The sequence below is a fragment of the Xanthomonas sp. AC360 genome, assembly GCF_979258225.1.
Genome location: NZ_OZ409846.1, coordinates 3,076,966 through 3,100,583 on the forward strand (window position 1 = coordinate 3,076,966; position 23,618 = coordinate 3,100,583).

Annotated in this window: 18 protein-coding genes and 2 other RNA genes; 6 read left to right on the forward strand and 14 right to left on the reverse strand. The window is 64.0% G+C overall.

Going from position 1 to position 23,618, the window contains the following annotated elements; translation table 11 throughout:
- Positions 1-48 precede the first annotated feature (48 nt).
- The 6 genes from metG to ACZZ0O_RS13340 form a co-directional block, all read right to left on the reverse strand.
- Positions 49-2,139 (reverse strand): methionine--tRNA ligase, encoded by a 2,091-nt coding sequence (metG, locus tag ACZZ0O_RS13315; protein ID WP_463590992.1) that lies wholly within the window; start codon positions 2,137-2,139, stop codon positions 49-51.
- Positions 2,140-2,406: 267 nt separating this feature from the next.
- On the reverse strand, positions 2,407-2,856 hold the full coding sequence (locus ACZZ0O_RS13320; protein WP_055845208.1) for a DUF2147 domain-containing protein: 450 nt from the start codon (positions 2,854-2,856) through the stop codon (positions 2,407-2,409).
- A 398-nt stretch (positions 2,857-3,254) separates the two neighbouring features.
- Positions 3,255-6,845, reverse strand: a complete 3,591-nt coding sequence (locus tag ACZZ0O_RS13325) for an ABC transporter permease/M1 family aminopeptidase (RefSeq protein WP_463590993.1) — start codon at positions 6,843-6,845, stop codon at positions 3,255-3,257.
- A 12-nt stretch (positions 6,846-6,857) separates the two neighbouring features.
- Positions 6,858-7,751 carry an ABC transporter ATP-binding protein gene (locus ACZZ0O_RS13330; RefSeq protein ID WP_323521995.1) on the reverse strand — a complete coding sequence of 298 codons (894 nt, stop codon included), beginning with the start codon at positions 7,749-7,751 and terminating at the stop codon, positions 6,858-6,860.
- A gap of 151 nt (positions 7,752-7,902) precedes the next feature.
- Positions 7,903-8,292 (reverse strand): SMU1112c/YaeR family gloxylase I-like metalloprotein, encoded by a 390-nt coding sequence (gloA2, locus tag ACZZ0O_RS13335; protein ID WP_463590994.1) that lies wholly within the window; start codon positions 8,290-8,292, stop codon positions 7,903-7,905.
- Positions 8,289-8,459, reverse strand: coding sequence for a hypothetical protein (locus tag ACZZ0O_RS13340; protein WP_161961798.1), 171 nt, complete (start codon positions 8,457-8,459; stop codon positions 8,289-8,291). The genes gloA2 and ACZZ0O_RS13340 overlap by 4 nt, the downstream gene beginning before the upstream one ends.
- 139 nt (positions 8,460-8,598) lie before the next feature.
- On the opposite strand from ACZZ0O_RS13340, the gene mmuP reads away from it, so the two are divergent.
- Both mmuP and mmuM read left to right on the forward strand, forming a co-directional pair.
- Positions 8,599-9,996 (forward strand): S-methylmethionine permease, encoded by a 1,398-nt coding sequence (mmuP, locus tag ACZZ0O_RS13345; protein WP_463590995.1) that lies wholly within the window; start codon positions 8,599-8,601, stop codon positions 9,994-9,996.
- Positions 9,993-10,955, forward strand: coding sequence for a homocysteine S-methyltransferase (gene mmuM / locus ACZZ0O_RS13350; protein ID WP_463590996.1), 963 nt, complete (start codon positions 9,993-9,995; stop codon positions 10,953-10,955). Before mmuP ends, mmuM begins: the two co-directional genes overlap by 4 nt.
- 286 nt (positions 10,956-11,241) lie before the next feature.
- Here mmuM and ACZZ0O_RS13355 read toward each other — a convergent pair whose 3' ends face one another.
- The 4 genes from ACZZ0O_RS13355 to ACZZ0O_RS13370 all read right to left on the reverse strand — a co-directional run bounded on the left by ACZZ0O_RS13355 (position 11,242) and on the right by ACZZ0O_RS13370 (position 15,003).
- A complete protein-coding gene (locus ACZZ0O_RS13355; protein WP_463590997.1) occupies positions 11,242-13,191 on the reverse strand; it encodes a DUF885 domain-containing protein in 1,950 nt (649 codons plus the stop codon).
- Positions 13,192-13,409: 218 nt separating this feature from the next.
- A non-coding RNA gene (locus ACZZ0O_RS13360) (sX9 sRNA) lies at positions 13,410-13,486 on the reverse strand.
- A 61-nt stretch (positions 13,487-13,547) separates the two neighbouring features.
- The gene (locus ACZZ0O_RS13365; protein WP_055845187.1) at positions 13,548-14,324 is read right to left on the reverse strand and encodes a queuosine precursor transporter; all 777 of its coding nucleotides are present in this window, start codon (positions 14,322-14,324) and stop codon (positions 13,548-13,550) included.
- 4 nt (positions 14,325-14,328) lie between these two features.
- Positions 14,329-15,003 (reverse strand): DUF502 domain-containing protein, encoded by a 675-nt coding sequence (locus tag ACZZ0O_RS13370; protein WP_055845184.1) that lies wholly within the window; start codon positions 15,001-15,003, stop codon positions 14,329-14,331.
- A 445-nt stretch (positions 15,004-15,448) separates the two neighbouring features.
- On the opposite strand from ACZZ0O_RS13370, the gene ACZZ0O_RS13375 reads away from it, so the two are divergent.
- A complete protein-coding gene (locus tag ACZZ0O_RS13375; RefSeq protein ID WP_463590998.1) occupies positions 15,449-16,810 on the forward strand; it encodes a hypothetical protein in 1,362 nt (453 codons plus the stop codon).
- Between the two features lie 331 nt (positions 16,811-17,141).
- Here the strand turns inward: ACZZ0O_RS13375 and ACZZ0O_RS13380 are convergent, their stop codons facing one another.
- Positions 17,142-18,695, reverse strand: coding sequence for an alginate export family protein (locus ACZZ0O_RS13380; protein WP_055845180.1), 1,554 nt, complete (start codon positions 18,693-18,695; stop codon positions 17,142-17,144).
- 364 nt (positions 18,696-19,059) lie between these two features.
- On the opposite strand from ACZZ0O_RS13380, the gene ACZZ0O_RS13385 reads away from it, so the two are divergent.
- Both ACZZ0O_RS13385 and ACZZ0O_RS13390 read left to right on the forward strand, forming a co-directional pair.
- Positions 19,060-19,422, forward strand: a complete 363-nt coding sequence (locus tag ACZZ0O_RS13385; RefSeq protein ID WP_055845177.1) for a PadR family transcriptional regulator — start codon at positions 19,060-19,062, stop codon at positions 19,420-19,422.
- Positions 19,419-20,336, forward strand: coding sequence for a sensor domain-containing protein (locus tag ACZZ0O_RS13390; RefSeq protein ID WP_463590999.1), 918 nt, complete (start codon positions 19,419-19,421; stop codon positions 20,334-20,336). The genes ACZZ0O_RS13385 and ACZZ0O_RS13390 overlap by 4 nt, the downstream gene beginning before the upstream one ends.
- A 130-nt stretch (positions 20,337-20,466) precedes the next feature.
- Here ACZZ0O_RS13390 and ACZZ0O_RS13395 read toward each other — a convergent pair whose 3' ends face one another.
- A complete protein-coding gene (locus ACZZ0O_RS13395) occupies positions 20,467-21,810 on the reverse strand; it encodes a polyhydroxyalkanoate depolymerase (protein WP_005993627.1) in 1,344 nt (447 codons plus the stop codon).
- A 420-nt stretch (positions 21,811-22,230) separates the two neighbouring features.
- The gene (locus tag ACZZ0O_RS13400) at positions 22,231-22,833 is read right to left on the reverse strand and encodes a class I SAM-dependent methyltransferase (protein ID WP_323538162.1); all 603 of its coding nucleotides are present in this window, start codon (positions 22,831-22,833) and stop codon (positions 22,231-22,233) included.
- A gap of 74 nt (positions 22,834-22,907) precedes the next feature.
- Between ACZZ0O_RS13400 and ACZZ0O_RS13405 the strand changes: the two genes are divergently transcribed.
- A complete protein-coding gene (locus ACZZ0O_RS13405; RefSeq protein WP_115512148.1) occupies positions 22,908-23,354 on the forward strand; it encodes a CopD family protein in 447 nt (148 codons plus the stop codon).
- 29 nt (positions 23,355-23,383) lie between these two features.
- Here ACZZ0O_RS13405 and ACZZ0O_RS13410 read toward each other — a convergent pair.
- Positions 23,384-23,460: non-coding RNA, sX9 sRNA (locus ACZZ0O_RS13410), on the reverse strand.
- Positions 23,461-23,618 lie beyond the last annotated feature (158 nt).

Genomic DNA, 23,618 nt, shown 5'->3' on the forward strand with positions numbered 1-23,618 from the left:
ATCAGGCTCGGCTTTTACCAATCCCAAGCCAGACTCCCCACTCCCGCTTCACCTGACAGGCATGCCCGGCTGGGCGCCGCTATCGGCATCCAGCAGCGCCAGGGCGCCGCCGTCGAAGCCGGCCGACAGGATCATGCCTTCGCTGATGCCGAAACGCATCTTGCGCGGGGCCAGGTTGGCGATGAACACCACGCTGCGGCCGACCAGTGTTTCGGGTTCGCCGTAGCTGCCGCGAATGCCCGAAAAGATCTGCCGCTTGCCCAACTCGCCGGCATCCAGCTCGAAGCGCAGCAGCTTGTCGGAGCCTTCCACGAACTCGCACACCAGCACCTTGCCGATGCGCAGATCGAGCTTGGCGAAATCGTCGATGCCAATAAGACCTGTATTCGAGACGGAGGCAGGGGAATTGGCCGGCGTAGCCGCTTTTGCATCGGTTTTGGCCACTTTTGCAGCGCTGACGGTGGTCGCAGCCGGAGCCGCAGGTGCGGCCATGGTGTCTTTTGAAGCGTCGGTCATGGCGTCGATCTGTTTGGGGTCGATACGGGTGAACAGGGCGGTGTAGGGTTGGATCGTGTGCGCCGTGAGCGGGCGCTGCACATCGTCCCAACTGGTCATGGGCGCCGACAAAAACGCCTCGGCTTCGGCGCAGGTGCGCGGCAGGATCGGCTTGAGGCCGGCAACCAGGATGCGGAACAGGTTCAGGCCCTGGGTGCAGACCGATTGCAGCTGCGCATCGGCACCATCTTGCTTGGCGATCACCCACGGCTTGGTGTCGTCGATGTACTTGTTGGCCTCGTCGGCCAGTGCCATGGTCTGGCGGATCGCGCTGGCTGCATCGTTGCGCTCATACGCCTCGCGGATCGGCGCCAACGCGGCGACGAAGCGGTCGTACTGCGCCGGATCGGGCAGCGCGTCGGCCAGCTTGCCGTCGAAGCGCTTACCGATGAAGCCGGCACAGCGGCTGGCCAGGTTGACGAATTTGCCGACCAGATCGGCATTCACCCGTGCGATGAAATCGCCCAGGTTGAGGTCCAGATCGTCCACGCCGCCCGAGGATTTGGCGGCGAAGTAATAGCGCAGCGCCTCCGGCTCCAGGCCGACATCCAGGAAGGTCCGCGCCATCACGAAAGTGCCGCGCGACTTGGACATCTTGGCGCCGTCCACGGTCAGATAGCCGTTGACGTGCAGGCGCGTGGGCGAGCGATGGCCGGTGCCGTGCAGCACCGCCGGCCAGAACAGGCCGTGGAAATTGACGATGTCCTTGCCGATGAAGTGATGCAGCTCGGTCTGCGTGCCGGCGACCAGATGCGCGTCGAAGTCTTCGCCCATCTGTGCGCACAGCGTCTTGAAGCTGCACAGGTAGCCGATCGGCGCATCCAGCCACACGTAGAAATACTTGCCCGGCTGGCCGGGAATCTGGAAGCCGAAATACGGCGCATCGCGCGAGATGTCCCACGCGCGCAGGCCGCCTTCGGTATCCAGCCATTCCTTGAGCTTGGCCTTGACGCCCGGCAACGCCACATCGCCGGCCAGCCACTCACGCAGGAAGCCATCGAAATGGCCGACCTCGAAGAAGAAGTGCTCCGAATCGCGTAGCTCCGGCGTGGCCCCGGAAATTACCGATTTGGGCTCCTTCAGCTCGGTCGGCGCATAGGTCGCGCCGCACACTTCGCAGTTGTCGCCGTACTGATCGGCGCCGCCGCAGTTGGGGCAGATCCCCTTGATGTAGCGGTCCGGCAGGAACATGCCCTTGGCCGGGTCGTAGAACTGCGCCACCGAGCGCCGGCTGATATGGCCGGCTGCTTCCAGCTTGTTGTAGAAGGCTTCGGTGAGCTCGCGATTGACCGGCGAATTGGTCGAATCGTAATGATCGAAGGTCACCCCGAACGCGGCGAAATCGCGCTCATGGCTGGCCTGGATGTTGGCGATGAAGGCTTCCGGGGTGACGCCGGCCTTCTCGGCCGCGAGCATGATCGGCGTGCCGTGGGTGTCGTCGGCGCAGACGAACCAGGTCTTGTCGCCGCGCAACCGGCGCGCGCGCACCCAGATATCGGCCTGGATGTAACCGACCAGGTGGCCAAGATGCAGCGGACCGTTGGCATACGGGAGAGCGGTGGTGACAAGTGCGGTGCGGGTCATGGCAGGCGTGATGCGGGGGACACGCGATTATCGCACTAGTCGGGAAAGGGGCGGGAATGGGGAATTGGGAATGGGGAATCGGTTGAAGCAGGCCAGGTTTGTCGCGCTGTTGATGTGCGCAGGCTAGTCGCCGGCTGTGGGAGCGCAATGACGGTCACCTTTGCGTGTCAGGTCTTCTCGCCTGCCGGTACTCCGGGTCCGCAAAAAAAAGGCGCCCCGAAGGACGCCCGCTCTTGCGATTCCCGATTCCCGAATCCCTATTCCCGGCTACTCACGCACCCAGGTCTGCGTACGGCCCAGCGCTTCGATGCCGACGTAGCCGCGCATCTGCAGCTTCTTGCCGCCTTCGGTCAGGGTGATCTTGGCCTTGTAGGTCTTGCCCTTGGCCGGGTCCAGCACCGAGCCGCCACCCCACACGGCGGTGCCGTCGGCCTTGAGGCCCCACAGGATGGTCATGCCCTTGATCGGCTTGCCTTTCAGTGCACCGTCGCACTTGTCGCACATCGGATTGGGGCCATTGTTGGACTGCAGGATCTCGACCACCTTGCCGCTCAACGTGCCGTTGGCGGCCTGTTCGATCTGCACCACCGACTTGGGCTTGCCGGTCTCGTCGTCGATGGTCTTCCAGCGACCCACCGGCGAATCGGACGCCTGGGCCAGCAGCGATGCGGCCGCCAGCGGCAGGGCCACCATCAGGGTCTTGAAGGTCTTGCGCATGATTCCCCTCCCAGGGATTGCTGTGGCCGCCGTCGGCGGCCTGATGGCGAATGTATACCGTGGGGTATGGTGGCGGAAAGCCGCACTGCGGGATGCGTTCATGCCGCGCGGCTGCGGTGTCGTCGCCGAGCCGCTCCACTGAGAACGCCGGCTGCGCAGGCTGACTGCTTGCGGTCCGGCGCCGAGTCGGCAAATCCCGTCACGCGACGCGCGTGGTCCGACATCCGGGAGCACGGGCGAACGCAGTTCGTTCGATGCGACAGCCGACGTGACGACGCGCGCAGGGCGCGTCGTCACGTCGGCCGTCGCGGAATCATTCGGCTCGCTTGCAGTCGTTGGCTGTACTCGTCGCCGGTCCTGGCCGAGCAGCGATCATCGGCCAGTGACCGCGATTGCCGCTATTGCAGCGTCACCCGCTTGCGATTGTCGTCCGGCACCCGGTCGATCAGCTTGTTGTCGGGATCGAAGCCGGCTTCGATGGGCAGGGCGTCGACGGTCAGGGTGAAGCTGGGCGTGGCGCTGGTGACGTGCTGCCGCTGCAGCGCCAGTACCGGCGCCTGCGCGTTCTTGCCCGCGGGCAGACCGTAGATCCCGACTTCGATCCAGTCGTCCATCGGCACCGCATGCTCCTTGCCGCGGCCATCGGCCTGCAACTTGGCCGCCTGCGTCTGCACGGTCACATCGAAGCGTCCATCCGGGCGCTTGCGGGCCTGTGCGCTAACCACACGGTTGTCGTAGAAGGTGATCTTTTCGAACAAGTCGGTGATCATTCCCTGCTGGTCCGGGCGTGCCTCGGCACGAATCGCCTGCAGCAGCTCGGCCGAGGTGGTGTACGGCGGTTGCTGAAACGCCTTGGCCTGCAGGAAACGCTGCAACGCGCGATTGAGCGCCTGCTCGCCGAGTTCTTCGCGCAGGCGGTAGAACGCCAGCGACCCCTTGCGGTAGTGGATGTACTGCTGGTTCTCCACCCGGTACAACGGAAGTTCTTCGACGATCTCGCCGCCACGGCCCTCCAGATAGCGGTCCAGTTCGTACTTGAGGAAGCGGCGCATGTGCGCACGCCCGTACTCGCGCTCCATCACCATCAGCGCCGAGTACTGCGCCAGCGATTCGGACAGCATCGTGGCGCCCTGCACATTCGCACCGATCACCTGATGCGCCCACCACTGGTGCGCCACTTCATGCGCGGTGACGTAGAACACATAGTCGATGTCGTCCTTGTCGCGCAGGTCGGCGATGAAACCGACCGATTCGGAATAAGGAATGGTATTGGCGAACGACTGCGCAAACCCCGCATAGCCCGGAAACTCGATGATGCGCACCTGGTGATGCTGGTACGGGGTGAAATTGGCCTCGTCATAGGCCAGCGATTTCTGCACGCTCTCGATCATGCGTTGCACGTTGTACGGGTGCTTGGGGTCGTAATAGACCTCGATCGGAATCTTTTTGTAGTAGGCCTTGCTTACCTGCCAGCGCGCCGACAGGTAGGCATAGAAGTTCAGCATCGGGCGATCCATTACATAGCGGAAGCAGCGCCTGCCAGCCTGCTGGAACTCTTTCTGCAGATAGCCCGGCGCCAGCGCAATCTGGTCCGGTGCGGTGCAGATGGTGCTGGCGAAGCTGAGCCAGTCGGCATCGTTGCTGACGTAGGTGTTGGCGCGTGCGGCCTGGTCTTCCAGTTTAGGCATGCGCGTGGGCTCACCCAGACCACGCTTGCGGCGATCGTTGCGGTCGGTGATCTCGTTTTGGCTGTTGTAGCCGAACCAGGGCAATACCTGACTATTGAAGAAGCTGCCGTTGGCGACCAGATCGGTCTGTGCCTGCCCGGCGGTAATGCCATGCGAGTGCTGGTCCACGCGGAAGCGGAATACGCGCTCTTGGCCTGGTTGCAGCGGGCGCTGCAACCGGTAGATGCGGTAGCCGGCCGCACGATCGTGGGTGATCAGCGTCTGCCCGCCCAGATCCACGTTGACCAGGCTGCGGTCGCCAGTGCGTCCCTGCATGCCGATATGCACTTCGCTGATCGGCGCGCGATGGGAATTGCGCACGGTCCAGGTGGCATCGATCACCACCGATTGCGTTTCCGGATGCAGGTCGACATGGTTATCCACGGCAATGATGCGCGGCTGCGGCAGGTCCCTGTACTTGCTGTAATCACGCTCGTAGCGCGCTTGCAGGTCTAGCTGCTGCTCCGGCGACAGGAAACTGTTGTAGACGTTGGTGTTCCAGTACAGCCAGCCGCCGATCGCCGCAAAGCCAAGCAGGCTGACCGCCAATGCCACGCCGGTCGCGCCGCGCAAGCGCTGCAATGCCAGGCGCACCCGCTGACGCAGTCCGTGGCCGACGCCGCGTGGCCACAACGCCGAAGACAGAAGCAACAAGGCCAGCAGGAACACGCCCCAATAGCCTTGAAACCACAACTGCCCGGGCAGGAAATGGCCGAAGCCATTCATGTCCGAATACGGAGCGTTGGGCCAGCCTCCGAAGTTGTACAGATTCTGGGTGTAATCGAGCAGCGACAACGCCGATTGCCCGATCAGTACCAGCATCAGCAATGCGTAGCCGACGAACTTGTTGTTGCTCAGTACCTGCAGCACCAGGGCCATGCCGCCCATCAGCACATACAGCACCGAGCCAAGCGCCAGGGTCTTGAGATACAGCAGCGGCTCGATCGTGGTGTAGCCGCGGCCAAGTTGCAGCGCGATCGAGGTCAACGCGCCGGCGAGCTGGAAGCTGGCGATCACTGCCAGCAAGGCCACAAACTTGCCAAGCAGGGGAACCCAGTCCGGCACCGGCATGGCATCGGTGATGCCGTCGATGTGGTTGCTGCGTTCTTTCCACACCAGTTCGCCGGCATAGAACAGCACCACGATGATCAGCAGAAAGCTGTAGCTGTTCTGCAGTGCTTGCAGCATCAACGAGGTGACCGGCAGCACGGCGGTACCGTACATGCGCGCATTGAACAGGGCGGTCGGGATGAAGTTGGCCAGGCCCAGGATCAGCAGCACCACGAACGGCGCGCTGCGCAGCACGCCGAGCGTATCGAAACGGATCTGGCGCAGTAGTTGCTGAAAAGCGGTGCTAGCCGCGAAGGCAGGTGTCACGGTGAGGCGGGTGGTGGTGACGCGCACGCTGGCTGCCTGTGCGCTGGTGGATGCAGCAGGCGCCGCGCCGCGTCGACGACGCGTGCCGCTGCGTTCGGTACGGAACAGTGCGAAGGTCGCGGTGAACAACAGCCCGCTCATACCCAGCCATAGGGCGCGATTGGCGAGCAGGTAACCGGTTAGCGGAGGAAGCTGCAGGTTGCGTTGTTCGGCCGACCAATAGCGCAACGTCTGCGACAGTGCGCGGATGCCGAGTGGATCGGCCAGGGTGGCGATCCAGACGTTGTCCAGATCGGCCAGCAGCGCACGGCTCACGCCATACAACACAAAAAACACGATGACGCCGATGTAGACCCACAGGATGCTGCGTGTGGTCACCGCCAGCACCGACAGCAGCGCGGTGGTGAATAGCAGGTTGGGCAGTACCAGCACCAGCAGCGACCACAGGTATGGCAGCAGTGCGACTGGCCCCAGCCGCGCCTGGTCGATCCACGGCATGAACTGCGCCACGAACATGCCCAGCGCGATCACCAGATACATCACCGTGCCGGCGATCAGTGCCGCACCGATGCGGCCGACCAGGTAATCGCGGCGGCGCACCGGTGTGGAAAACACCAGCTCCGCAGTGCCCAGCTCGAAATCGCGCAACAACGCGTTGCTGACGAACAAGGCAGCCACCAGCAGACCGAGCAGACTGAAGATCGCCAGTACGCTGGCAATGACGGTCGGCGCGTTGCGCAGCACATTGCCGATGCCGCCACCAATTTGCACGGCATCGCTGGAGAGTGCGGCGAAGGCCAGCAATGCGTAGAGCGCGGCCAGCAACCACAAAAAGGGCGAGCGCAGTTGTTCGCGCAGCTCGAAGCGCAGGAACGCCAGGATCATCGCGGCGCTCCGTCAGGCAGCCAACGCTTGCTTGCGCAGGCGCTGGAAATAGACATCCTCAAGATCGGGTGCGACCTGTTCGAAACCCGGCTCCGGGCAGTCGGCGCTGAACACGTGGATCACCGGATGGCCGGCAATCAGGCGCGTGGACAGTACGGTAAAGCGGGCTTCGTAATCGGGCAGGCTGGGCTTGCTGACCTGTTTGCGCCAGACCTGCTGGTTGAGCATGTCGATCGCATCGGCTGGCTTCCCGGTCAGCAACACCTGCCCCTTGTTCATGATGGCCATCGTCGGGCACAGGTCGGTGACGTCTTCGACGATGTGGGTGGACAGGATCACCACCACGTTCTCACCGATTTCGGCCAGCAGGTTCAAAAAACGGTTGCGCTCTTCCGGGTCCAGCCCGGCGGTGGGTTCGTCGACGATCACCAGTTGCGGGTTGCCCAATAGCGCCTGCGCGATACCGAAGCGCTGGCGCATGCCGCCGGAGTAGGTGCCGAGCTTGCGCTTGCGCGCGTCCCACAGGTTGACCTGCTGCAGCAAACGTTCGACCACCTCCTTGCGCTGTGCACGGTTGGTCAGCCCTTTGAGCACCGCAAAGTGATCGAGCATGTCCAGCGCACTGACCTTCGGGTACACGCCGAAATCCTGCGGCAGATAGCCCAGCCGGCGGCGCAACGCGTCCTTGTCCCTGAGCACGTCGATGCTGCTGCCGTCGGCGCAGCCGAGGCTGACGCTGCCGGCATCGGGTTCCTGCAACGTGGCTAGCGTGCGCATCAAGGAAGACTTGCCGGCCCCGTTGGGGCCAAGCAATCCGAACATGCCGCGAGGAATATCCAGCGTGACGCCTTGCAACGCATGCACGCCGTTGGCGTAGGTCTTGGACAACGCACGAATCTGCAGCATGGACGTTCCTGTGTCCTGGGATGCTTAGATCTTCATTGCGTTGCTGCGGCGCCGCATCGGCCGGAAGTCATGTGGAGGATCGATTAGCGAAGCGCCGCTTAGTGGATGTCGAACCGGTGCCCGTCGAGCCGATGCCCGGCGTGGTGGTTCCTCAGCCGATCTCGTACAGCTCCAGCGGCAGATCGTCCGGATCGGCGAAGAAGGTGAACCGCCGGCCGGTGTATTCGTCGATGCGGATGTCTTCGGTGATGACGCCATGGGCGTTGAGATGCGCCACCGCGCTATCCAGGTCTTCTACGCGAAAGGCCAGGTGACGCAGCCCGCGTGCTTCCGGGCGGCTGGGGCGCAGCGGTGCGTTGGGGAACGAAAATAGCTCGATCTGGCTGCCGTCGGGCAGCGCCAGATCTAGCTTCCAGGAATCGCGTGCCTGGCGGTAATGCTCGTCGAGCACGCGCAAGCCCAGGATCTGGCAATAAAACTGCTTGGAACGCGCGTAGTCGCCCGCGATGATCGCCACATGGTGGATGCCGGCCAATTTCATGCTGCGCTCCGCTGCCATACCGACAGATCGTGTTGCTGGCTGCGATCAACCGCCGTCACCGCTTCGCGCAGATCCAGCGCGCGGCGGTGTGGCGCATGCGCAGGCAGCAAGCAGCGTGCGCGGGGCGGCAACGCTGCAGGCAGGCGCGGGTAACGTGTGTCAGACATGACGGTGCTCCGCAGGATCGGCACGCGAGCATACCCGCGTCTGCCTGAAGTGCTTGTACAGCGTCACAGCTCGCCACCGCATGGCTGTGCTCGCCTGCATGCGCATGGCAGGATGGTGCGCCGCCCATCAGACCGACGCATGCCAGACTCTTCTTCCAGCGCCGCACCGCAGTTCCAGCGCAGCATGCAGGTGCGCCATCTGGTGATGTTGTCGCTGGGCGGGGTAATCGGCACCGGGCTGTTCTTCAACACCGGCTACATCATCGCCAGCACCGGTGCGCTGGGCACGGTGACCGCGTATCTGATCGGTGCGCTGGTGGTGTATCTGGTGATGCAATGCCTGGGCGAACTGGCGGTGGCGATGCCGCAGACCGGGGCATTTCATGTGTATGCGGCGCGCTATCTGGGGCCGGCCACCGGGTATGTGGTGGCGTGGTTGTATTGGCTGACCTGGACGGTGGCGCTGGGGTCGAGCCTGACTGCCGCTGCGTTCTGCATGCAGTACTGGTTTCCGCATAGCCCGGCGTGGCCTTGGTGTCTGTTGTTCTGCGCGCTGATCTTCGGCTTGAACACGGTGTCGGCCCGTTGGTTTGCCGAGGGCGAATTCTGGTTTTCGTTGATCAAGGTGATCACGATTTTGGTCTTCATCGTGCTGGGTGGCGCGGCGGTGATCGGCCTGCTGCCGTTGGCCGATGGTGCGCCTGCGCCCGGCTTGCGCCATCTGCGCGCCGATGGCTGGTTTGCGCACGGCACGTTGCCGATTTTGATGACGATGGTGGCGGTGAACTTCGCGTTTTCCGGCACCGAATTGATCGGCGTGGCTGCGGGCGAAACCGCGCAGCCGGCACGCGCCATTCCGCTGGCGATCCGCACGACGCTGGTGCGGCTGGTGGTGCTGTTCGTGGGTACCGTGCTGGTGCTTGCTGCCTTGCTGCCCGCCCGCCAGGCGGCCGTCGAGACCAGCCCGTTCGTGCGCGCGTTCGAGTTGCTGGGCATTCCGTACGCGGCGGACATCTTGAATGCGGTGATCCTGACCGCGATCCTGTCGGCGGCCAATTCCGGTCTGTATGCGGCGGCGCGCATGCTGTGGTCGTTGGCCAACGAAGGCACGCTCCCGGCGCGCCTTGCGCGCCTGACTCGTCGCGGCATTCCGTTGCCGGCCTTGCTGCTGAGCATGCTGGGCGGTCTGCTGGCCCTGCTCACCGGCGTGTACGCGGCCGAGACGGTATTCGTTGCGATTTCCGCAGTGTCCGGCTTTGCGGTGGTGGTGGTGTGGCTAAGCATCTGCGCATCGCATTACCGCTTTCGTCAGCAGCTGGTCCGCGACGGGATTGCCGTGGAGACGCTGGCCTATCGCGCGCCGTGGTATCCGTGGACGCCGATTCTTGGATTCTCGCTGTGTCTGCTGGCCTGCATCGGGTTGGCATTCGATCCGCAACAGCGCATCGCGCTGTGGTGCGGCATTCCATTTGTGGCGCTGTGTTACGGCGCCTATGCACTGACCCAATGGCTCGCGGCCAGGAGACTGCACACATGACGATCCTTCCCCGCCAGCCGCGCGCAACTGCGCCGTTCAGTGCGGCGCTCCAGCACGATGGCTATGTGCTGCTTGATGGCGCGCTTGCCACCGAACTGGAACAACGCGGCTGCGATCTCAACGACGCGCTGTGGTCGGCGCGCGTGCTGATGGAGCAGCCTGAGCTGATCTATCAGGTGCATCGCGACTACTTCGCTGCCGGCGCGCAATGCGCGATCACTGCCAGTTACCAGGCCACGCCGCTAGGGTTCGCGGCGCGCGGGCTGGATCTGGCGCAATCGCAGGCCTTGATCGCCCGTAGCGTGGCCCTGGCCGCACAGGCGCGTGCCGATCATCTGCAGGCGCAGCCGGACGCTGCGCCGTTGTGGGTGGCAGGCTCAGTCGGGCCATATGGCGCGTATCTGGCCGATGGCTCCGAATACCGTGGCGACTACACGTTGCCGCTGGCGCAACTGATGGAGTTCCATCGCCCACGCATCGCCGCGTTGGCAGCGGCGGGTGTGGATGTACTGGCCTGCGAGACGCTGCCCTCGGCGAACGAGATCGTGGCGTTACGTCTGCTGCTGGAAGAATTTCCGCAGCTGCATGCGTGGTTCTCTTTCACCTTGCGCGATGCCGACCATTTGAGCGATGGCACGCCGCTGGCGCAGGTGATGCCGGCACTGGATGCCTGCGCACAGGTGATCGCGGTAGGGATCAACTGTATTGCGCTGGATCAGGTCACCGCCGCATTGCAGCGCCTATCGGCGCTGACCGCGTTGCCGCTGGTGGTGTATCCCAACTCGGGCGAGCACTACGACGCTGGCGACAAACGCTGGCATGCCGGCGATGCGCCCGCGTGCAGTCTGGCGGATCAGCACACGCAGTGGCTGGCCGCAGGCGCGCGGTTGATCGGTGGCTGCTGCCGCACCACGCCGCGCGATATCGCCGCATTGGCCGCGGCGCGGGCGGTGGGTTGAGGGCACCACCGTCGTCGGTGGCGCGCCTTGAGGACGCGCCTCACAATCGGCGAGCGTGGCCGCTGCGGCACCGGCACCGGCACCGGCACCGGCACCCGCACCGGCACCCGCAACCGCAACCGCAACCGCAACCGCAACCGCAACCGGCAACCGGCAACCGGCACCCGGCAACCAGCACTTCATGCCGGTGTTGCGCGACGCATGCCAAGCGCAGATCCGCACCCAGGCCTAACACCGGCCTGACCGCGACCGCCGATAACCCTTGCATCGGCCGCAAGCGTTGCCCTCAGCCTTTCTGCGCTGCGATCCAGCGCTGGATCTTGTCCTGCAGGATCTCCAGCGGCACCGAGCCATCCTTGAGCACTTCGGTGTGGAAGGCGCGGATGTCGAAGCGCGGCCCCAGCTCGCGCTGCGCCTGCTCGCGGAGCTGCGCGATCTTCATCTCGCCGACCTTGTAGGCCAGTGCTTGACCTGGGATGGCCATGTAGCGGTCGACTTCGGCTTCGGCGTCGATGCGGCTCATCGCCGAGTTGTCCAGCATGTAGTCGATGGCCTGGGTGCGGGTCCAGCCCTTGCTGTGCAGGCCGGTATCGGCGACCAGCCGGATCGAGCGCCACAGCGCATTCTGCAGATAGCCGTAGGTGTTGTACGGGTCCTGATACAGCCCCAATTCCCGGCCCAGCGATTCGGCATACAGGCCCCATCCTTCGATGTAGGCGGTCTCGCCCCCGAGCCGACGGAACTTGGGCAGGTCGGTCAGCTGCTGCTGCAGCCCGAGCTGGTAATGGTGGCCGGGAATCGCCTCGTGCAGGTACAGGCTCTCCGCTTCCCAGGTCTTGCGCGAGGGCAGGTCGGAGGTATTGACGTAGAAGATGCCCGGCGTGGCGCCAGTGCTGCCACCGACGCTGGGACGCATGTACGAGCCGCTGGCCGCCGCTTGCGCGCGCTGCGGTTCCACCGCGCGCACTTCCAGCGGCGGCATGTCCTGGCTGGCGAACAGGCGCGGCACCGCGCCTTGCACGCGTCCCTGCAGGCCACGGTAATAGCCCAGCAGCTCGGTATCGCTGCGGAAGCTGAAGCGCTTGTCGGTCTGCATGAACCTGTAGAACTTGGGCAGGTTGCCGCGGAACTTGACCTGCTTGGCCAGCGCGGCGATCTCGCCCTGCAGGCGCGCGACCTCGTCCAGCCCGATCTGATGGATCTGCTCCGGGCTCAGGTCGGAGGTGGTGCTCTGACGCACGTCGTAGGCGTACCACGCCGCGCCGTTGGGTAGCGCCGCCAAGCCATCGGTGTCGCGGCAGGCGGGCAGGTATTCGGTGGCGATAAAGCCGCGCAGCGCGCGATACGCCGGCAGGATGCGCACCTCGATCATCCGCTTGTACTCGGCGGTGAGGCGCTGCTTGTCGGCCTCGGGCATATCGGCCGGCAGGTTGCGGATCGGCCCCCAGAACAGGCTGTCTTCGGCGCTGCGCGCAATGATCGCATCCAGCTGCGGCAGCACTTTCTGCATCAGCACCTTGGGCTGCACCACGCCGGCCTGCATGCCGGCGCGCATGTTGGTGATGGCCTGGTCGAACAGGTCGGGAATGCCCAGCGCACGCCGCGACCAGTTGTCGTAATCCTTGACCGTCTTGAACGGCTGCGCGCCGGTGCCGGAACCGAGCACCACCGCAATGCTGGCGATGTTGTAGAACTGGTTGATCGGCAGCATCCAGCTGGGGAACTGCTCGGCGGCCAGCGCACTGCGCGCATCGCGCACGAAGATCTGGTAGCTGAGCAGGTCCTGACCGCTCAGGCCGTCCGGCCCCAGCGCTTCGGCCTTGCCCAGCCACAGCACGGTGAAATCATGCGATTGCTGGCGGAACGCCGGCGACAGGAAGTTGGGCAGCTGGTCGTTGTAGCGGCTCTCGCCCTGGAAGGTGGCCTGCAGCGGATTGAGCTTGAGCGAGGCGTCCCAGTACTGGTCGTAGAGCAGGTTGAGCTGCTGGGCCTTGGTCAGCACCACCGGCGCGGCGACTGCGCGTGGCCTGGCCTTGGCGGCCTTGCTGCCCTTGGCCGTCTTCGAGGCCTTGGCCGCCGGCTTGGTGGTCTTCTTGCCTTTGCTCGCCTTCGCGCGCGTTTGCGAGGTCTGTGCCTTGGCGGTCTTCTTCTTGGCCGCATCGGCGGGCGCTGCCACTGACAGGCTCAACACAGCGGCGAGGACCAGCGACAGCAGGCGGGAAAAGCTGAGGGGCATTACCGGCTCCGGAAACAAGCGAGCGGGGAGCTTGCCCGATCCGCACCGTTACGGCCAGCTATCCGGGGCATGCGGCGCACATGCAATTCAGATGCGGCACGGGCAGGTGCAGTGCACCGCTGGAATGGTGCGCTGCGATAACGCACCGCGCAGCGTGCTGCAACGGGCACTGCCGGCCACGGGCAGGCAGTGGGTGGGCGAGTTGCCGCCTTAAGAACGGCTCACAAATCGTAGCGAGCAGTCGTCAGGTGGGTGTGGACGGCACGCTCAGAGCCAGCATGTACGCGTGGTCCATGCCGCACCGAGCACCGGCCGCGCCCGCCTGGTGGTGAGCACAATCCTTTTGCCAGCTGCGCTTAGTCGGCAGCGGCTTCTTCGCGCAGCTGCTCGGCGCGATCGGCGCCCAGATACGCGCTGATGGCGCGACGAGCGACGTACAGCAGTGGAATCAGGGCGATCGCAAAGCCCATCTTGTAGATGTAGTTGAGCGTACTCACCGCCAGGAACTGGTCGATAGACCAATGCTGCGGGCCAAGCACGAAGGCGATGTAGATCACCACGAAGCTGTCCACCAACTGCGACACCGCGGTAGAGCCGGTGGCACGCAGCCACACGTGTTTTTCGCCGGTGACCTTGCGGATGCGATGGAACACCGACACGTCGATCAACTGGCCGAACAAAAACGCCACCAGCGAGCCGCCGATCGTCCACAAGCCCTGCCCGAACACCGCGGCGAATGCAGCCTGATAGTCCGGCACACCCTGGCTCTGCGCTGCGGTCACCCACCAGCCGGCCGGCGCCAGGGCAATCGCCGCGAACGCAAACACGAAGCCGTAGCCGATCAGCGCCACCGCCACCCACGAGATGAAACGCACCCCGCGGCTGCCGAAGAACTCGTTGATGGTGTCGGTCATGATGAACACCACCGGCCACAACAAGGTGCCGGCGGTGAAGCTGAGCGAGCCGGTCTGGCCGAACAGGTTCCAGTTCAGCGGCGCGATGCCGAGCGTGTCTTCCAGCGCGAAGATCTTGACGCCGATGAACTCGGCCAGCGCCGCGTTGACGCAGAAGAACGCCGCCAAGGCAATGAACAGGCGGACCGCACGATCGTCGAGGGTACGCGTGTGTGTCATGGCGTCAGCGATCCGCAGTACGGGTGAAGGGAACCGACTCTGGCGAAACCGCGCCGCCGGAGATGATGAAACTCATTGCCTGATCCACAGTCCAGTCGGTGGGCGTGAGCAGCTCGACTGGCACGATTTCCAGATAGCCGGAGGTGGGGTTGGGCGTGGTTGGCACGTACACCGCCGCCAGCTCGCGGCCGGTGCCTTGCTCCTTGATCACGCGCGTGACCAGGCCGACCGACTTCATATCGCGATGCGGGAAGTCGATCAGCACCACGCGCTGTGTGCTGCCGGGCTGGGTCTGCAGAATGTCGAGCAACTTGCGCGCGCTGTCGTAGACCACGCTGGCCAGCGGAATGCGCCGCATGATCGCCTCGAACCAGCGCAGCAGACGCTGGCCGATCACCCGCCGGCTCAGGATGCCGACGAACAGGATCGCCGCCACCGTGGCGACCAAGGCGATGGTGTTCTGCACCCACAGCGCCTTGATCCAGCCCAGGTAATCCGGAAACGAGGCGGCGATGCGCCCGGACAGCGGCACCACCCACGGGCTGCTGATGCCAGAGAGCAGCGAGAAGACGAACTTCACCACCACCCAGGTCAGCCAGACTGGCAGCAGGGTGAGCAACCCGGTCAGAAACACGCGTTGCAGGGAAGGGCGGGTGTGCGGAGTGGGGGATTCAGACATCTGCGTAGTGTAGGCATTCGGCCGCGTCCGGTGCAGGTGGGGCCGGGATTTGGGATTGGGCAGTGGGGATTGGTAAAAGATGCAGTGCTGCGTGGTGTAACGTTGCCATTGAGCAGTGAGATGTCGAGTGGCCACGGCTGCAGTAGGTCACTTCTTACTTCCGCCAGGAGAAGGGACGCGCGTCGCTGGATGCGCGTATGGCAGCCGCGACTGCCTGGGTGACCGGCGCTGGTGCCGCTTTGCTCAAGCGAAACAAGGGCTTTCGGCGGGTGGTCAGTGGTGCTGTCTTTGCCTAGCCCGTCGCGTTTGTCAGTCGAACGGCTGTTGATGTTTTTGCATCCTGAAATACCTCGCTCTCGTTGTGTCGATGTGCCTTCGCTCAGTTGTCGCCTGCGCGCGCTATCGCTACTAAGATGGCTCCCTCTCCAGGGAAGGTTGAACACGCATGCTTGTCAGGTTTCTCAAGTCGGCGTTGCTGGGTGTTTGCATCCTGCTGGCAGCACTGGTGGCGCTGTATGCGGTCTCCAAACGCTGGCCGATTCCTGAGGCGCAACGCCAGGCGCTGGCGCAGCTGCGTCAACCGCCGCCGCCGTTGCGCGGAACCAATATGTTCGTCGCACTCTGGTCGCTGTCGTACGCCATGCCCGAGGCGCAGCGGGAGCACTTGCTGGCCGAGGATGTGGAACGGTTCAACCGGTTGCCGGCAGGTAGCCCCTTTCAGAGCGCTGCGCCGCGCCTTCCAGGCTCGCCGCGCTGGCCATCGTCTGCGCCCGCGCTGTGCAGTGCCAGCGCCGGCGGCTGCCTGGAGCGCGTGCGCCAGCACCCGCAGGCCTATGCCGATGCGCTGGCCGCGCAGGCGCCGTTCTTGGCCAGGCTGCGTGCGCTGGCCGAGTACGCCGACTACCGCAGCCCGTTCCGCGCAGACATCAACGCACCGCTGCCGCAGCCACCACGGTTGCCGTTATCGATGACCGGCAACGCAGTGGATTTCGTGCAGGGACATACCTTGCAGGCGTTAGCGGGTGTCTGCGCCGATGCGCAGACTGCGCGAGTGTTGCTGCGCAGTGGCGACAATCTGGTGATGCCGTTGATCGGCGCGGCGATGTTGCGTGGCAATGCGCATCTGTTCGCCGACATGCTGGCCGAACTGCCTGCGCAGCACCCGTTGCCGGCGCAGTGCGCCACTGCCTTTGCGCCGCTGGCGGTGGAAGACATTACGCTGTGCAACGCCTTGCATGGCGAGTCGCGCATGGCGTTTTCGCTTCTGCAGGAAAAGGTGCTCAGGCAAGGTGAAAACCTGTCCTGGGAAGAGCGCATGTCGCTGCGCGCGTTTGATCAGGAACGCACCCAGGCGTTGCTCGCACCCACCTATACCTGGGCCTGCAGCGCACCGGTACGCACCTTGCTGGCGCAGGATCAGCCGGTGCCGCAGGCATGGATTCCTGCTCCTCAAACGGCATCGGTGGCTTGCGTCGCCAATGCGATGGGCTGCTTGCTGGCAAGTGCAGGGCAGCCGGACTACGCCAATTACCAGCACAAGATGCAGGACACCGCCGCTGCACTGCGCGCGCTGTCGGCGCTGCAGTGGCTGCGCGATCACCCAACTGACGCAAGGCCGCTCGCGCAGCGGCTTGCCGACCTGCCACCTGCGCTACGCGGGCAGGCACGTGCGCTGCAGCCTGGCCCTGACGGCAATAGCCTGCTGCTGCGGCAGTACGCACGGCCAGAAGGAAACGCGGCTGACGACCGCTGGCCGTTGGCGGGCAGTGCGCTTGCGGCAGAGCGCCGGGCGACGTCGATTCAGTAAGAAAAGCGCTTTTCGACGTGACTGGCATGGGCAGGCCGATTGCGGATGTGTACCGCGGTTGCATGTGCAAAACAGCTAGTTGCGGTATCGGTCGACCGTCGGAGCCGCGCGACAATCAGTCGCCACAAGTGACCGAACGCAGCGATTCTCTGTTGCGTGCACGGTGCACCGTGCACCGTGGAAAAAGTGCATGGTCATCAGACACGCCAGCGCTGAAAACCAACATGCCGCGTCCTTGCGGGACGCGGCATGTGATCGAGCAACGACTCGTTAAAGCAAAACGCCTGCACATCGAGTCAGCGCAGTGCAGCGCGCTGACCAAACACCGCGTTTAGAAGCGGAAGTTCAACCACCCCATCACGAAGGTCGAATCGCCGTAGCCGGCTTTTTCCAGCGCGGGACCGGCCATCAGGTGCTCGGCGCGGAAGGTCACCGACCAGTTCGGATCGATGTTCCAGGTGGCGTTGATACGCGGCATGGTGCCGATGCGACGCTCGCCGGTGCTCTGGGTGCGTGCGTAGGCGCGTGCCTGGTTGTTGTAGATCGCATCGCTGGTAGTCTGGCGCCACAGGGTTTCCCATTCCAAATTCACGGTGAGCTTGGAGGTGGGCGAGAACGTGAATGTCGGCGCGGCAGTGACCAGGTTCACCGGGCCGAAGAACGTGGCCCAGCTGAAGTAGATCGTGTTGCCATAGAGGAAATTGTTGTTGCGTAGCGTGCCGGTGCCGGACGTGCCGCCGCCGCCGGAGGCGATTTCGCTATGGAAGCCCAGGCGCGGCTTCCAGCCGCTGTCGCTCAGCGTCCACGCATTGGAGGTGCTGGCCATGTAGGCGCGCAGGTCGCGTCCGCCGAAACTGCCGCGCTGCACGGTCACGAACGAATCGGTGCGCAGCTTGCCCACGTTGCCCCACAACCGCAGGCCGTAATAGTTGCGATTTTCTTCGGCGGTCTGGCGGCCCCAGAGCTGATTGTCGTTGCGGAACTGGTAGAAGAACGGCTCCAGATACATCGGCTTGGCGGTTGGAAGCCGATAGCCACCCACCACGCCGCGGAAATGCCGCGAGCGGTCGATGCGGTCGTCGCCCAATCCTTCGGTGCCATCCAGGTTGAAGTTGAAATCGAACACATCCACGCGGGTCTTTTCGCCGATGGCCCAGGCGCGCACACCGTTGAAGGTCACGAAGATATCGGTGTTGTCGCGCAGCGCCATCAATGTGGTCGGGCCGTCGACGAACACCTGACGGCCAACACGCAGGCCGGTGTCGGCGCCGCCGATGTTGCCCTTCACGTCGAAGAACACCTGTTGCAGGATCGCGTTGTTTTCCTGGGTGCCGGTCTTGGCGCCTTCGTTGCGTCCATCCAGGCTGCCGTGCGCCAGTTCCGTATACAGACGGAAGTGCTCGCCCACATGCAGGTCCGCACCGAAGAACGCGCGGAACAGGTACTGCTGTTGCGAATGGCTGCCGGGAATCAGACCGGGATTGGTGATGGTATTGCTGCGCACGCGCAGCTCGTTGCTGAGCGAGACGTAGACATCGCCCGATGCATTGAGCGGGATGTACTTGAGCGGGTCGAACGGGCTCTTGCGCTTGGACGGATCCTTCAGATACGACCAGTCTTCGGCCCAGCGCACCTGCCACATGTTACCGCCCTGCTTGGCGCCCCAGCCCTGCGCTTCGAGCGGATAGCCCTTGGCGGTGGCGGGCGCGGCGGTGACCGGCGGCTTGGCGGGTTCCGGCTGGGTCTGTTCGGCATTGGCCGGCGCCGGTTGTGTCTGCGCAAAACCCAGTACCGGCAGCGCCAACCCGATTGCAAGGCACAGGCGCCGGGTGGCTCCAAAAGAAGTTTCAGCCATGGCCGGCTGCGCCAAGCGTGTCAATTGCATCGTGTTGCCCCATCGAAAAGTGAAAAACCCCTGAGCGAAACTTATCGGCACGGGGGACGTCGACTGTAGTAAAGCCGCGCCAGAAAGGCAGTAACCCAAAGGTTCTAAGCTCATGAACGCACTAGGGTTTGCGCAGGCGAGCGCTAGTGGAGCTGGGATTGGGGATTGGGCAGTGGGGATTCGCAACGGCGCCGATGCGGGATGCGGTGACTTCATTGCGATACCAACAATTGCTCAAGCGTGACCGGCCGACCAAGCCTCGGCCTTGGCCTTTGCGACTCCCCACTCCCCGCCCATGACTACCGGCACATTCGCTATAGCTAGGTTCTACATAGCATCACCTTCGACCTAGCGGAGATGACCGATGACCGAGCCGGATGTCCACCTACGCAAATTTCAGAAGGAGCTGAGCGCCGGCACCGTGTCGCTGGCTTTGCTGGCGGTGCTGGCCCAGGCCGACGAACCGCTGTACGGCTATCTGATTGCCAAGCGGCTCGAGCATCTGGAAGGCGTGCTGAGCGGCAAGCAGAGCGCCTTGTATCCGGTGTTGCGCAATCTGGAAGGGGCAGGACTGTTGCACAGCCATATCGAGCCGTCCGCATCGGGGCCGCCACGCCGCTACTACCGCATTACCGACAGCGGGCGTGACTGCCTGCGCCAATGGACCGCCGCCTGGCGCGCCACCCGTGATTCCGTTGATTCAGTGCTGCAGGGGACACACCCATGATGACGACCTTACCGACACGTCCGTTGCCGACCACCATTGCCGACTACCTGCTGCAGCTGCGGCAGGCGCTGGTTGGTGCCGACCCGGCGATGATCCAGGATGCGCTTTACGACGCCGAAGAATATCTGCGCGCCGAGCTTGCCGAACAAAGCGGCAAGAGCGAAGCCGACGTCATTGCAGGGGTTGCCGCCAGCTACGGTGCGCCCGATGAAGTGGCCGAGATCTATCGCGAAACCGAGGTCACGGTCAGCCGCGCGTTGCGCCCGCCACTGCCGCCCAAGCGTCCGTCATTGATCGGCAAGTTCTTTGGCGTGGCCGCCGACCCGCGCACCTATGGCGCACTGTTCTACATGTTGCTGTCGCTACTCACCGGCGTGTTCTATTTCACCTGGGTGGTCACCGGGGTCAGCCTGTCGCTGGGCCTGTTGATCCTGATCATCGGCGTTCCGCTGCTGGTGCTGTTCTTCGGCTCGGTGCGCGTGTTGTCGCTGGTGGAAGGACGCATGGTGGAAACCTTGCTCGGGGTGCGCATGCCACGTCGCCCGCAACATCCGGGCGTGCAAGGCGGCTGGCTACAGCGCATCGCTGCGATGTTTACCGACCTGCGTACCTGGAGCACGCTGCTGTACTTCGTGTTGATGCTGCCGCTGGGCAGTGTCTACTTCACGCTGTTTACTACTTTGCTAAGCGTGTCGTTGACGCTCACTGCTGCACCGCTGGCGCTGTTCTTCGATCAAGGAATGTCTATCACCTGGGACGGACAGGTGATCGTGATGCCGCTGATGGTGGTGCCGTTGTCTGTACTGGGGGTGCTGTTGCTGTTCGTCACCCTGCATGCGGCACGCGGGATAGGCACGTTGCACGGCATGCTGGCCAAGCATCTGCTGGTCAAAAGCGGTGATGCGGAGGCGTGATGATCGAGGGTGGCGTGCAACACGCGCGTGGCCTTAGCGCAGCGCACTTTGCATGACACGGTTTAAATTGCCTCTCGATTTTTCAGCATAAAAAAATCCCCGGACATGCCGGGGATTTTTGTTGTGCAGATCAGGCGCGCTTGCCGCGTTTGCGGATCGGCGTGACGGTGGCCGGGTCGCGGCTGCCGACCGGGTCTGCGTCATAGCGCGCAATGAACTCGCGCACCTGTGGGTAGACCACTTCGCGCCAACGACGGCCGCTGAAGATGCCGTAATGGCCGGCACCTTCCACCACCAGATGGCGGCGGTGCGCCGCATCGATACCGGTGCACAGATCGTGCACCGCTTCGGTCTGGCCGAGGCCGGCGATGTCGTCCAGTTCGCCCTCGATGCTCAACAAGGCGGTATTGCGGATCGCCGACGGCTTGACCAGCTGGCCGTCCACTTTCCACTTGCCCTGCGGCAGCAGGAAGTCCTGAAACACCACGCGAATCGTGTCCAGATAGTATTCGGCCGGCATGTCGAGCACGGCGTTGTACTCGTCGTAGAACTGCCGATGCGCCTGCGCATCCTGCAAATCGCCCTTGACCAGATCGGTGTAGAAATCCCAGTGCGACATCACGTGCCGATTGGGGTTCATCGACAGGAAACCGGCGTGCTGCAAAAAGCCTGGATACACCTGGCGGCCATGTCCCGGATACGGGAACGGCACGGTGTGGATCAGGTTGTTCTGGAACCACTCGATGCCGTTTTCCGTCGCCAGGTTATTGACCTGGGTGGGGCTGCGGCGTGCATCGATCGGACCGCCCATCATCACCAACGAGCGCGGCGTGGGCTCATCGTTGGTCGCCATCAACGACACCGCCGCCAACACCGGCACGGTGGGCTGACACACGCTCACCACATGCAGGCGCTCGGCGCCGATATGGCGGATGAAGTCCTGGATATAGGTGATGTAGTCCTCGAGCCGGAACGCACCGGCTTCCAGCGGCACCATGCGCGCGTCCACCCAATCGGTCACATAGACCTTGTGGTTGCGCAGCAGGGTCCGCACGGTGTCGCGCAGCAGCGTGGCGTGATGGCCGGACAAAGGCGCCACCACCAGCACGGCCGGTTGCTCCTTCATCTTGCCGATCAGCTCGACGTGGTCGCTGAAACGCTTGAAGCGCAGCAGGCGACAGAACGGCTTGCTCAGGACCTCACGTTCGATGATCGGCAGCGAGTGGCCGTCGACCTCGACATCGTCCAGCGCCCAGGCAGGCTTTTCGTATTCCTTGCCCAGCCGATGGAACAGCTCATTGCTGGCCGCCATGCGTTCGGCGCCGGGAAGCGAGGCCCACAGACTGTCGGGGTCGGAAAACATCTTGGCGTTCGCCTGGGCCTGATGCACCCAGGGGGCTAGCAGATTGCGGGTCAGCTCATGCAGTTGATAAAGCATTCCACCCATCCGTGCGGTTTTGCTGCCGCGCAGCATACCGGGTTTGGCGCATTTGCACCTTAATGGGGCTCCGGACGGTAGAGGCTGTCACAAAAGCTAGGGCAGGCGTAAGCAGCTTTAGCTGCCGCTGGTCGTGGTCTTTCGAGCGGCTTCGCACGGCTTCAAGGTCGCGTTCGCCGGCGGGGTAAGCCTCTGTCTCCCCGCCGGAGAGGGGGGTGAGGGTACGGGCGAAGCCACGTGTGCATCCAACTTTCTGTGGCTGCGTCCGTACCCTCATCCGCCCCTGCGGGGCACCTTCTCCCGGTGGGAGAAGGAGCAGCTCGCTGGGCTGGAAGATCGCGCTCGTCCGCAGGGTAACGGCGGGTCTGACAGGAGTAAGCCCTTCTCCTGCGGGAGATTGGTCAGGGTACGGAGCGACGCTACACACGATAACTGCCTCAAACAGCCAACGCTGCGTCAACCATGCTCCAGCGCCGACGCCTCGCTGACCAGGTGCGGCGACAACCAGCAATGCGAACCCAGCGCGGCGAAGCCGACGCTGGCAAAGCGTTTGCGATACCAGCGCGCCGGGCGTGGCTGAAAGCCGTCGTGGTCGCCTTCGAATGCATCTTCCTGCGCAAACGTCTCCAGAAACGCCACGCCTGCGCACATGTCGGCCAGCCCCGGCAGGCCCTGGTTGAATTCGCGCGTGGGCACGTAATGCAGCACGTCCGAGCAGATCAGCAGGTCCACCGGTGCGCAGGGACGTAGCCAGGCAAAATCGCCGAAGCGGGCAGGGTGGATCTGACGGCTGCGTCCGTAGCGCTGCAAGGCGTATGCGCTGCTGTCGAAGCCCAGGTAGCTGAGCTTGGGCCGCAGCGCCAGCAAGGGGGCGCGCCAGGCAGCTTCGCCGCAGCCGATATCCAGCACGCTGCGGATCGGCCGCTCCAGGTAGTACTCGGCCTGCGCGACGGCGAGTGCGACCTTGCGTCGCAGTCGGGCCGGGTCGGCCAGCCCGGCATCGCGGTACCAGCGGCGGAAATACTGGGCGTCGTACTGTTTTTCGTCTGACTGCTGCATGGGGCTCAGCTGCTTTCGCGTGCGCGGATAGGTGAAAATGCGGGTCATCCTACGCGAGCCAGCGGAGCCAGCGCATGACCCTGTATTTGTGGATCAAGACCTTCCATCTGTTGTTCGTGATCGCCTGGATGGCAGCGGTGTTCTACCTGCCGCGCATTCTGGTCAACATCGCCGAAGCCGGCAGCGAACCCTCCGTGCGTGCACGGCTGGTGCTGATGGGCCGCCGCCTCTACAGGTTCGGACACAGCATGCTCGGTCTGGCGCTGCTGCTGGGCGCGGTGCTGTGGCAAGGCTACCGGGTAATACCGGATTTCCCCACGATGGTGACCGGCGGCTGGCTGCACGCCAAGCTGTTCGCGGTGGCGTTGATCCTGGCGCACTACATCGTGGCCGGACGCTGGTTGAAGGGCGTGGATCAGGGCCGTGCGGTCCCGAGCGGTCGGGCGTTGCGCTTGTTCAACGAGGTGCCGGTGATTCTGCTGGTCGGCGTGATCTGGCTGGTGCTGGCCAAGCCTTTTTAAGCGGTGATGCGCGCAAGGCGGCGTGGAGCGGCTACCAAGACATGGCGAGCAGTGGTCCGGTAGGCGTGGACGGCGCGCCATGAGCAGGATTATCCGTGTGGTACAGCCCTATCGCGCAGCAGCGGTGCCTGCCTGCCTGGCTGGTAAGCGCAGTAGGGTTGCTAGCTGCTCTTGGCGTCGCCTCGGCGGCAGGCACATCGACCGATGCCGATGCGTTCGCTGGAAAAAACACTGCGGGCTGGCGGAGCACGGCCTGCAGTGCAG

Excerpts from the sequence above, each read along its gene's own strand:
- ACZZ0O_RS13385 (WP_055845177.1), top strand. The coding sequence starts at position 19,060 with ATGACCGAGCCGGATGTCCACCTACGCAAATTTCAGAAGGAGCTGAGC.
- metG (WP_463590992.1), bottom strand. The coding sequence starts at position 2,139 with ATGACCCGCACCGCACTTGTCACCACCGCTCTCCCGTATGCCAACGGT.
- ACZZ0O_RS13395 (WP_005993627.1), bottom strand. The coding sequence starts at position 21,810 with ATGCTGCGCGGCAGCAAAACCGCACGGATGGGTGGAATGCTTTATCAA.
- mmuP (WP_463590995.1), top strand. The coding sequence starts at position 8,599 with ATGCCAGACTCTTCTTCCAGCGCCGCACCGCAGTTCCAGCGCAGCATG.
- ACZZ0O_RS13340 (WP_161961798.1), bottom strand. The coding sequence starts at position 8,459 with ATGTCTGACACACGTTACCCGCGCCTGCCTGCAGCGTTGCCGCCCCGC.
- ACZZ0O_RS13375 (WP_463590998.1), top strand. The coding sequence starts at position 15,449 with ATGCTTGTCAGGTTTCTCAAGTCGGCGTTGCTGGGTGTTTGCATCCTG.
- ACZZ0O_RS13400 (WP_323538162.1), bottom strand. The coding sequence starts at position 22,833 with ATGCAGCAGTCAGACGAAAAACAGTACGACGCCCAGTATTTCCGCCGC.
- ACZZ0O_RS13380 (WP_055845180.1), bottom strand. The coding sequence starts at position 18,695 with ATGCAATTGACACGCTTGGCGCAGCCGGCCATGGCTGAAACTTCTTTT.
- ACZZ0O_RS13330 (WP_323521995.1), bottom strand. The coding sequence starts at position 7,751 with ATGCTGCAGATTCGTGCGTTGTCCAAGACCTACGCCAACGGCGTGCAT.
- ACZZ0O_RS13320 (WP_055845208.1), bottom strand. The coding sequence starts at position 2,856 with ATGCGCAAGACCTTCAAGACCCTGATGGTGGCCCTGCCGCTGGCGGCC.
- mmuM (WP_463590996.1), top strand. The coding sequence starts at position 9,993 with ATGACGATCCTTCCCCGCCAGCCGCGCGCAACTGCGCCGTTCAGTGCG.
- ACZZ0O_RS13355 (WP_463590997.1), bottom strand. The coding sequence starts at position 13,191 with ATGCCCCTCAGCTTTTCCCGCCTGCTGTCGCTGGTCCTCGCCGCTGTG.
- ACZZ0O_RS13370 (WP_055845184.1), bottom strand. The coding sequence starts at position 15,003 with ATGTCTGAATCCCCCACTCCGCACACCCGCCCTTCCCTGCAACGCGTG.
- gloA2 (WP_463590994.1), bottom strand. The coding sequence starts at position 8,292 with ATGAAATTGGCCGGCATCCACCATGTGGCGATCATCGCGGGCGACTAC.
- ACZZ0O_RS13365 (WP_055845187.1), bottom strand. The coding sequence starts at position 14,324 with ATGACACACACGCGTACCCTCGACGATCGTGCGGTCCGCCTGTTCATT.
- ACZZ0O_RS13405 (WP_115512148.1), top strand. The coding sequence starts at position 22,908 with ATGACCCTGTATTTGTGGATCAAGACCTTCCATCTGTTGTTCGTGATC.
- ACZZ0O_RS13325 (WP_463590993.1), bottom strand. The coding sequence starts at position 6,845 with ATGATCCTGGCGTTCCTGCGCTTCGAGCTGCGCGAACAACTGCGCTCG.
- ACZZ0O_RS13390 (WP_463590999.1), top strand. The coding sequence starts at position 19,419 with ATGATGACGACCTTACCGACACGTCCGTTGCCGACCACCATTGCCGAC.